Annotated in this window: 7 protein-coding genes and 1 pseudogene; 1 reads left to right on the forward strand and 7 read right to left on the reverse strand. The window is 69.4% G+C overall.

The annotated features are described in order from the left end of the window. Nucleotides 1–5: 5 nt before the first annotated feature. On the forward strand, nucleotides 6–452 hold the full coding sequence (locus H570_RS19435; protein ID WP_027080823.1) for a DciA family protein: 447 nt from the start codon (nucleotides 6–8) through the stop codon (nucleotides 450–452). Nucleotides 453–956: 504 nt separating this feature from the next. Here the strand turns inward: H570_RS19435 and lpxC are convergent. The 7 genes and pseudogenes from lpxC to ftsW form a co-directional block, all read right to left on the reverse strand. Then, nucleotides 957–1,862, reverse strand: coding sequence for a UDP-3-O-acyl-N-acetylglucosamine deacetylase (gene lpxC / locus H570_RS0111245; protein ID WP_036136019.1), 906 nt, complete (start codon nucleotides 1,860–1,862; stop codon nucleotides 957–959). Nucleotides 1,863–2,441: 579 nt separating this feature from the next. Continuing rightward, nucleotides 2,442–3,417, reverse strand: a pseudogene (ftsZ, locus tag H570_RS0111250) (cell division protein FtsZ); the annotation flags it as partial. Between the two features lie 273 nt (nucleotides 3,418–3,690). Beyond that, nucleotides 3,691–4,926, reverse strand: a complete 1,236-nt coding sequence (gene ftsA, locus H570_RS0111255; RefSeq protein ID WP_027080826.1) for a cell division protein FtsA — start codon at nucleotides 4,924–4,926, stop codon at nucleotides 3,691–3,693. After that, nucleotides 4,923–5,801, reverse strand: coding sequence for a cell division protein FtsQ/DivIB (locus tag H570_RS0111260; protein ID WP_027080827.1), 879 nt, complete (start codon nucleotides 5,799–5,801; stop codon nucleotides 4,923–4,925). Before H570_RS0111260 ends, ftsA begins: the two co-directional genes overlap by 4 nt. A gap of 256 nt (nucleotides 5,802–6,057) precedes the next feature. Next, nucleotides 6,058–7,011 carry a D-alanine--D-alanine ligase gene (locus H570_RS0111265; RefSeq protein ID WP_027080828.1) on the reverse strand — a complete coding sequence of 318 codons (954 nt, stop codon included), beginning with the start codon at nucleotides 7,009–7,011 and terminating at the stop codon, nucleotides 6,058–6,060. Continuing rightward, nucleotides 7,008–8,459, reverse strand: coding sequence for a UDP-N-acetylmuramate--L-alanine ligase (murC, locus tag H570_RS0111270; RefSeq protein ID WP_027080829.1), 1,452 nt, complete (start codon nucleotides 8,457–8,459; stop codon nucleotides 7,008–7,010). The genes H570_RS0111265 and murC overlap by 4 nt, the downstream gene beginning before the upstream one ends. Beyond that, on the reverse strand, nucleotides 8,456–9,817 hold the full coding sequence (gene ftsW, locus H570_RS0111275; RefSeq protein ID WP_036136201.1) for a putative lipid II flippase FtsW: 1,362 nt from the start codon (nucleotides 9,815–9,817) through the stop codon (nucleotides 8,456–8,458). The genes murC and ftsW overlap by 4 nt, the downstream gene beginning before the upstream one ends. Nucleotides 9,818–9,819: the final 2 nt, after the last annotated feature.

The following is a 9,819-nucleotide window of genomic DNA, read 5'->3' on the forward strand; positions in this document are numbered from 1 at the left end:
TGCCAATGTCTGATTCGAGATCCAGGTCGTCCCCCCCGGTCCCGCGCGCGGCGCTCGATGCGCTGCTGGGCGATGCCGTGGGTGGCAATCCGATCCGCCGCGCCATGTGGCTGGACGAACTGGACCGTCGCTTGAGCCCCCTCCTGCCGCCTTCGCTGGCCGCGCATGCGCGACTGGCGAATGTCGATGGCGACAGGCTCGTCTACCTCGTCGACTCGCCCGTCTGGCATGCCAGGCTGCGCCTGGCTTCCAGCGAACTGATCGACGCCGCCCGCTCCCTCGGGCTGGATGTCACGCGCTTCGTCGTCAGGACGACGAAGCTGGTGCCTGGCGCGCAAGCGCAATCCGGGCCGGCAGTCCTGCCTGTATCGGCCACCGCGCGTGCCGCCGTGCGCGATGCCCTGGCGTCGCTTCGCGGCACTGAAGACAAGCCGACGACCGACGATCCTTGACTGTCCGGAGGGGGTGCCGGGTCACGTTTTGCGCGGCCCTGGCGGGGGCGGACGGGGCATCCTAACGGCCATGGGCCGTCGGCACGTTAACCAGCCGATAATTTTTCAGAAATCTAAGGTTAATTTTTAGTTAAAATTCACCTCGCGCTCACTTCTGTGAGCACGACACGGCGCGCCTCGGTGACTCGTGAGACGGGGGCAACGCGCGCAAATCCTTCCACGTGCGGCGGGCGAATCCCGGCGTCCCGCAGAGCCCCCCTTGGGCGCGAACCGAGACCGTACCGCCGAAAAGCGATCGCGCCCATGGGGCGCTCCTACGGAAAGTCATCCCGCAATGGCGCGGGCGTCGGGGGCGTAGCCCCGACCTACGGTTTGACCAGCGTGCAGATTGACTGGCGTGCAGCGCCGCCTTCGTAGGTCGGGGCTACGCCCCCGATGCGCGAGGCGTTGACCATCGCGCAGGATCCGCCCCGCGATGCGATCGGCGGCGTTCCGGACCCCGCTTCAGGCCGGCAGCGGCTCGGCGTACGCGAGCGGGACGCCGGTCTTGTCGGGGAAGGTGACTTCCTCCCATGCCGAGCGTTCGGCCAGCAGCGCGCGCACCAGCTTGTTGTTGAGCGCGTGGCCGGACTTGTAGCCCTCGAAGGCGCCGATCACGGCGTGGCCGGCCAGATACAGGTCGCCGATGGCGTCGAGGATCTTGTGGCGGACGAACTCGTCGCCGTAGCGCAGGCCGTCGTCGTTGAGCACGCGGAACTCGTCGAGCACGATCGCGTTGTCCATCGAGCCGCCGAGACCGAGGTTGCGCTCGCGCATGTACTCCAGGTCGCGCATGAAGCCGAAGGTGCGGGCGCGGCTGACTTCGCGGATGTAGTTCTCGGTGGAGAAGTCGATCACCGCACGCGACTGGGTGCTGGGGATCGCCGGATGCTTGAAATCGATGGTGAAGCCCAGGCGGAAGCCGTCATGCGGCTCGAACCGGGCGATCTTGTCGCCGTCGCGCACTTCCACCGGGCGCTTGATGCGGATGAAGCGCTTGGCCGCGGCCTGCTCGACGATGCCGCCGGACTGCAGCAGGAACACGAACGGGCCGGCCGAGCCGTCCATGATCGGCACCTCGGCCGCCGACAGGTCGACGTACAGGTTGTCGAGCCCGAGGCCGGCCAGCGCCGACATCAGGTGTTCCACGGTCTGCACCTTGGCGCCACCCTGCGACAGGCCGGTGCACAGGGTGGTTTCGCTGACCAGTTCGGCGTCGGCGGGAATCTCCACCGCCGGCTCGACGTCGACGCGGCGGAACACGATGCCGGTGTCGACCGCGGCCGGGCGCAGGGTGAGATAGACCTTCTCGCCACTGTGCAGCCCCACGCCGGTGGCGCGGATCACATTCTTGATGGTGCGCTGCTGCATGGGCGGGGGTTGGATCCGGGGTGTCGCCGCAAGGGCGGAAAACGGCGAAAGATTAGCACGCGCGATACTGAACCTGAACGAAAGCGGGGCCGTCCCTCGGCTCGCGCCACACGCCTGCCTGGCCGCGCTTCGGGTCGCGCCTTGGTGGTTGAAAAGACCACCGGGCCGGCGCAGGCCCGGTGGGTCGAACGAGGACATTTCCCGCAGGAGCGCCCCATGGGCGCGATGAAGCATTACCCACAACGTTTCGCGCCCATGGGGCGCTCCTGCGGGCGGCGGCCGGGAATCCCCGGCCACCGTCACGCGATCAGTCGGCCTGGCGGCGCAGGAAAGCCGGAATGTCCAGGTAGCTGTCGCTGCCGAAATCAGCCGTGGCCGGGGCCGGCGCTGCCGCCGGTTCGCTGCCGCCGGTGCGGCCGCGCAGGCTCGAGGCAATGCTGTGGCCGGGGCTGAACGCCGTGGCCTCGTCCTCGATCAGCATGCCGGTGGTGCCGTCGCGACGACCCTGGCTGCGGACCAGTTCGACCTGCGGCTTGCGCACGATGTCGTGGCCGAAGCCGCGGTCTTCGTGGCGACCGACCTGGCGGCCGGCATTGCGGTTCAGGCCGGTGGCCACGACGGTGACGCGGACCTCGTCCTGCATGTCCGGGTCGAGCACGGTGCCGATGACGATGGTCGCGTCCTCGCTGCCGAAGTTCTCCACCGTGCGGCCGACCTCGTCGAATTCGGCCATGGTAAAGTCCGCGCCGGCGGTGATGTTGACCAGGATGCCGTTGGCACCGGCCAGGTTGACGTCGTCGAGCAGAGGGTTCTGGATCGCGGCTTCGGCGGCGGCCTGCGCACGGTCGTCGCCGCGGGCGGTGCCGGTGCCCATCATCGCCAGGCCCATCTCGCTCATCACGGTGCGCACGTCGGCGAAGTCGACGTTGATCAGGCCCGGGCGCACGATCAAATCGGCGATGCCCTGCACCGCGCCGAGCAGCACGTCGTTGGCGGCGCGGAACGCCTGGATCATGGTCGCGTTGCGACCGAGCACGGTGATCAGCTTCTCGTTGGGGATGGTGATCAGCGAGTCGCAGTGCTGGCCGAGCTCGTCGATGCCCTTGAGCGCCACCTGCATGCGGCGGCGGCCCTCGAACGGGAACGGCTTGGTGACCACGGCCACGGTCAGGATGCCCATCTCCTTGGCCAGCTGCGCGACCACGGGCGCGGCGCCCGTGCCGGTGCCGCCGCCCATGCCGGCGGTGATGAACACCATGTCCGCGCCCTGCAGCGCGTCCATGATCTGCTCGCGGTCCTCGAGCGCGGCCTGGCGGCCGACCTCCGGGTTCGCGCCCGCGCCCAGGCCCTTGGTGACATTCTGGCCAAGCTGCAGCTGCAGCTTGGCGCCGCAGTTCTTGATCGCCTGCGAGTCGGTGTTGGCGGTGATGAACTCCACCCCGTCCACGCTGCTGTTGACCATGTGCGCGACCGCGTTGCCGCCGCCGCCGCCGACCCCCACCACCTTGATGTTGGCATTGGGTGCCATCTTCTCTACCAGTTCGAAATGCGCCATGTCCGTGTCCTCGTTTTTAAGTGCCGGGACTGGGGATTCGGGACTGGGGATTCGGAGAAGCTGCTCCGTTTCCTTGCCCGCGGCCTGCCGCCCGGCGTTTATGTGGTTTTTCGTGTCGCGTTACTGCAATCGTTTGCCCTTCGCCTGCCGCTCTTTACCGCCCCGTTCCCGCTCCGTCCGCCCCACCGCTCTTGTCGTTGCCCTTCCGAATCCCGAATTCCCGCTTTCAACAGCCGAACGGCTGGTCATCCCGAATCCCGCGCGGTGAATTCATCAGAATTCGCCGCGATACCAGTTCTTCAATTTGTTGAAGAGCGTCCCGGCGCGGCCGGTGGGGATCACCGGGCGTCGCGGATGCTCGATCTGGCTGCCCATCAGCAGCAGGCCCACGCCGCTGGCGTGCACCGGGTTGTTGACCACTTCGCCAAGGCCGGTGACGTGCTGCGGGATGCCCACGCGCACCGGCATCTGCAGCATCTCTTCGGCCAGCTCGACCACGCCTTCCATCTTCGAGGCGCCGCCGGTCAGCACCATGCCGGCGCGCACGTGCTGCTCGAAGCCCGAGCGACGCAGTTCGGCCTGCACCATCTCGAAGATTTCCTCGTAGCGGGCCTGCACCGCCTGCGCCAGCGACTGCCGCGGCAGCCGGCGCGGGGCGCGATCGCCGACGCTCGGCACCTGGATCGATTCCTCCGAGGTCGCCAGCTGCGCCAGCGCGCAGGCGTATCGCACCTTGATCTGCTCGGCCTCGGGCGTGGGCGTGCGCAGCATGTGCGCGATGTCCTCGGTGACCTTGTCGCCGGCGATCGGCAGCGAGGCGGTGTGGCAGATCGCGCCCTGCACGAACACTGCCAGGTCGGTGGTACCGGCGCCCATGTCGACCAGCACCACGCCCAGTTCGCGCTCGTCGCCGGTGAGCACCGCGGTGCTCGACGCCAGCGACGACAGGATCAGGTCGTCGATCTGCAGGCCGCAGCGCTGCACGCACTTGCTGATGTTGGCCGCGGCGGACTGCGCGCACACCACCAGGTGCGCGTGCACCTCCAGGCGCACGCCGGTCATGCCGACCGGGTTGCGGATGCCTTCCTGCGAATCGTCGAGCACGTACTCGCGCGGGATCGCGTGCAGGATCTTCTGGTCGGCGGGGATCGCGACCGCCTTGGCTGCTTCCAGCACGCGGTCGAGGTCGGCGTAGGTCACCTCGCCGTCGCGGATCGGCACGATCCCCGGCGAGTTGCGGCACTGCACGTGGTTGCCGGAGATCGACGCGTAGACCGAGCGGATCTCGCAGCCGGCCATCAGCTCGGCCTCTTCCACCGCGCGCTGGATCGACTGCACGGTCGACTCGATGTCGACGACCACGCCGCGCTTGAGCCCGCGCGATTCGTGGGAGCCGATCCCGATCACCTCGATCGGGTTGCCGGGCGAGTATTCGCCAACCAGCGCCACCACCTTGGAGGTGCCGATGTCGAGGCCGACGATCAGGGCCTTGTCGCCTTTGCGGTTCATGTCGTGGTACCGGGATTCGGGATTGGGGATTCGGGATTCGGGAAGGCGGCGTGGAACCAGGGTATGCGGCGAACCGGGGCTGGATCGGCAACGGACAGACGCGCATGCCCCTCGCCGAGTCCCGCGCGCTCTTCAACAGCCGCAGGCTGGTCATTCCGAATCCCCGATCCCGGCTCCTCGCCCCACGTCAGCGCAAAGCCGTTGGTGTAGCGCAGGTCCGCGCGTGCCAGCGGCAGCGGGTTGCGCGCCAGCAGGTTCGGCAGCAGGCGCGCGAAACGGGCCAGGCGCAGGCGTGCTTCCTGGCTGCCGACCACCACCTGGATGCCGTTGGACAGCAGCAGCGACCAGCTGCCGCGGCGGTCCAGCGACACCTCGCTCACGCGCACGCCTTCGGGCGCGAACATGGCGCTGGCCTCGTTGTAGAGCGCCACCACATCGGCAGTCCGCGCGGCCGGCGCATCGACGTCGAAGCGCGGCAGGCCGCGCGGGACTTCCGCGCCGGCGAGCGGGAACAGGTCACCGTCCTCGGACAGCAACTGGTCCTGGCCCCAGCGCGCGAACGGCCGGTGCTCGACGATGCGCACCTCGACCACGTCCGGCCAGCGCTTGCGCACTTCGGCGCGTTCGACCCACGGCAACTTCGCCACCGCGGCCTGCGCATCCTCGAGGCGGACCGCGAAGAAGCCCTTGCGCGCGTACGGCAGCACCGCCGCGCGCAGCTTCTGTTCGTCGACGCGATGCAGATCGCCACCGATGCGCAGCGTGCGCAGCGGCCAGCGCTCGGCGCCGATCCAGCCCTCGAGCACGGCCACCACCGGCAACACCACCAGCGCCACGGCGAGGATCCATGCAGCGATGCGCAGGAAGGCGCTCATGGGTTGGCTCCTTCGGAGCCGGGAATCGGGAATCGGGAATCGGGAACCGGAAGAGCGGGCCTGGCCGTCACTCGGAACGCAGCGTTGGATCCAACTTGGCGTGCGCGGGAGAACAGCAAAGCACGATTCCTCCCCTCGCCTGCCTGGGGGCCAAAGGCCACGCCACTCGGGATGGCAGCACAGGTGTGCGCACGGCCAGTACGCGGCCGATCCGGCGCACTTCCCATTCCCGATTCCCGATTCCCGATTCCCGGCTTCATACCGCCGTCTCCAGGATCCGCCAGCACAGCTCCTCGAACGACACGCCCAGCGCAGCAGCCGACTTCGGCATCAGCGAGTGGCTGGTCATGCCCGGCGCGGTGTTGGCTTCGAGCAGCCAGTTGCGGCCGTCGCGGTCGCGCATGAAGTCCACGCGCGCCCAGCCGCGCAGGCCGAGCGCGGCGAAAGCGCGTTCGGCCTGGTCGCGCGCTTCCGCTTCGCCGGCCTCGTCCAGGCCGGGGCAGATGTACTGCGTGTCCTCGGCCTTGTACTTGGCGTGGTAGTCGTAGTACTCGCCGGCCGGGACGATATGGATGCTGGCCAGCGCGCGGCCGTCGAGCACGCCGATGGTGTATTCGCCGCCTTCCACCAGCTGCTCCATCAGCAGCTCGCCGGGATAGCGCGCGGCCAGTTCGATCGCCGCATCGAGGTCGGCCTCGTTGAAGACGCGGCTGACGCCGACGCTCGAACCTTCCAGCGACGGCTTGACGATCACCGGCAGGCCAAGCGCGCGCGCGGCGGCGTGCACGTCATCGCTGCCGCCCGTCCTGGAGCCGGCCAGCCGGATCCAGCGCGGCGTCGGCAGTCCGTCGGCGATCCACACCTGCTTGGCGCGGATCTTGTCGAGCGACAGCGCGCTGCCGAGCACGCCCGAGCCGGTGTACGGCACGCGCAGCGATTCGAGCAGGCCCTGCAGCACGCCGCTCTCGCCGTCGCCGCCGTGGAGGATGTTGAACACGCGGTCGAAGTGCTTGTCCTGCAGCTCGCGCACGAGGTTGGGGATGCCATCCACGCCGTTGGCGTCGACGCCGCGCGCGCGCAGCGCCTCGAGCACGTTGCGGCCGGAGTCCAGCGACACCTCGCGCTCGGACGTGGTGCCGCCCATCAGCACGGCGACGCGGCCGAACACGGCGGGATCGTCGAAGCGCGGCGGTGGTAGCGTGCGGCTCATCGGCTGCCTCCTTCGAACCCGTTCGCCGCCAGCTGCTGCGCGGCGTGGCCGATGTCGCCGGCGCCCATCATCAGCAGCAGGTCGCCGTCGCGCAGCACGTCGGGCAGCACCGAGGCCAGTTCGCCCGCGCCGTTGACCACCACCGGGTCGATGCGCCCGCGCGCGCGGATCGCCCGGGCAAGCGCGCGCGCGTCGGCGCCTGCGATCGGCGCTTCGCCGGCCGGGTAGACCTCGGTGAGCACCAGCGCGTCGACGTCGGACAGCACGCCGGCGAAGTCGTCGAACAGGTCGCGCGTGCGGCTGTAGCGATGCGGCTGGAACGCGACGACGAGGCGCTTTTCCGGCCAGCCACCGCGGGCGGCGGCGAACACCGCGGCCAGCTCCTTGGGATGGTGGCCGTAGTCGTCGACCAGCTGCACGGTCGCACCCTGCGCCGTGGTGAGTTGCGCGAGCAGGTTGAAGCGGCGGCCGATGCCCTGGAACTTCTCCAGCGCCGTTGCGATCGCCTCGGCCGGGATCCCGAGCTGCCAGGCCACCGCGGCGGCCGCCAGCGCGTTCTGCACGTTATGGCGGCCGGGCAGCGCCAGCGTGATCGGCGTGCAGGTGCCGTCGGGCAGGCACAGTTCGAAGCGCATGCGCGGGCCTTCCTGCACCACCGCGTTGGCGCGCACTTCGGCGCTGTCGGCGAAGCCGTAGGTCATCACGTGGCGCGGCGTGTTGTTCGCAAGCTCGGCGACTTCCGGGTCGTCGATGCACAGCACCGCGACGCCGTAGAACGGCAGCCGGTGCAGGAATTCGAGGAACGCGGCCTTCACCCGGGCGAAGTCGCCGCCATAGTTCTCGAGGTGGTCGGCGTCGATGTTGGTGACGATCGCGACCAGCGGGTTCAGGCGCAGGAAGCTGCCGTCGCTCTCGTCGGCTTCGGCCACCAGCCAGTCGCCGCCGCCGAGGCGCGCGTTGGCGCCGGCGGCGAGCAGCTGGCCGCCGATCACGAAGGTGGGGTCGAGCCCGCCCTCGGCCAGCACGCTGGCCAGCAGCGAGGTGGTGGTGGTCTTGCCGTGGGTGCCGGCGACCGCGATGCCGCGGCGGAAGCGCATCAGTTCGGCCAGCATCTCCGCGCGCGGCACCACCGGGATGCGCTGCGCGCGCGCTTCCAGCAGCTCCGGGTTGTCGGGCTTGATCGCGCTGGACACCACCACGCAGTCGGTGCCCAGGACGTTGGCCGCGGCGTGGCCGCGATGCACGCTGGCGCCAAGCTGCTGCAACCGGCGCGTAACCGCGTTGTCGGCGGTGTCCGAGCCGGACACGTGGTAGCCCAGCGTGCACAGCACTTCGGCGATGCCGCTCATGCCGACGCCGCCGATGCCGACGAAGTGCACGCGCGAGTAGCGCCGGGCGAAATCGCCGGGGGCCGCCGCGTCACGGGTATCGAGCATCCTGCGGATCATGCGAGGCGTCCCGGGGTCTGTTTGTCACGCCACGTTGGTTCGATGCGCTGGCGCAGGCGGCTGGTGCCGCGCGCCACCGCGGGGTTGGCGTTGGTGGGGACGGGCTGCGCGGCCGCGGGCGTCTTCGCGCGCGCGGGCTTGTCGCGCGACGGCAGCGACGAGGGTTCCGGCGCGGGCGTCGCGCCCTCGCCACGCAGGCGCGCGACCTGCCGCTCGGCGCGGTCGAGTTCGTACGACACCCGCAGCAGCAGTCCGAGTGCGGCGCAGGTCATCAGCACGCTGGAGCCACCGGACGAAATCAACGGCAGCGTCAGCCCCTTGGTCGGCAGGATGCCGAGGTTGACGCCGATCGAGACGAACGCCTGCAGGCTGATCGCCAGCGCCACGCCGAACGCGCAGTAGCCGGCGAAATGACGGCGCATGCCGACGCAGCGATAGCCGATCCAGAACGCGCGCCCGACCAGCAGCGCGTACAGGCCGATCACCAGGCACACGCCGGCGAAGCCAAGCTCTTCGGCGATCACCGAGAAGATGAAGTCGGTGTGCGCCTCGGGCAGGTAGGACAGCTTCTGCACCGATGCACCCAGGCCAACGCCGAACCACTCGCCGCGGCCCACCGCCATCAGCGCGTTGCTGAGCTGGTAGCCGGAGCCGAGCTGGTCCGCCCACGGATCGAGGAAGGAGGTCAGGCGGCGCACGCGGTACGGCTCGAGGATGGCGACGAAGGCGAAGATCGGCAGGCCGAACACGATCGGCATCGACATCCGCGGCAGGTTGACCCCGCCCAGCACCAGCATGCCCGCGGTGATCGCCAGCAGCAGCGACGACGAGCCGAAGTCCGGCTGCAGCAGCAGCAGGCCGACCAGCAGCACCGCCACGCCCAGCGGCTTGAGCATCGCCGGCCATGTCGCGTTGACCTCGTCGCGGAAGCGCACCAGGTAGCTCGACAGCCAGACGATGTAGAGGAGTTTCACCGCCTCGACCGCCTGGAAGTTCGACACGCCCAGGTTGATCCAGCGCCGCGCGCCGTTCACCGAATCGCCCAGGCCCGGCACGAACACCGCCAGCAGCAGCACCACGCAGCCCAGCAGGAACAGCTGGTTGTACTGTTCGATCGTCTTGAGCTCGGTGCGCATCGCCCAGATTGCCAGGCCGATGCCCATCGCCAGGAACATCAGGTGGCGGTTGAGGAAGTAGAACGGGCCGACGTCGAGCCCCTCGCCGATGGCGATGGAGCTGGACGCGACCATCACCACGCCGAGGCTCGCCAGCGCCACGCACGCGCCGAGCAGCCAGCCGTCGTAGCGGCCGGTGATGGCATCGAGGCGGGTCGCCTGGCGAGGGTTGCTGGCGTGCATGT

Source organism: Luteimonas mephitis DSM 12574 (assembly GCF_000422305.1).
GTDB lineage: Bacteria > Pseudomonadota > Gammaproteobacteria > Xanthomonadales > Xanthomonadaceae > Luteimonas > Luteimonas mephitis.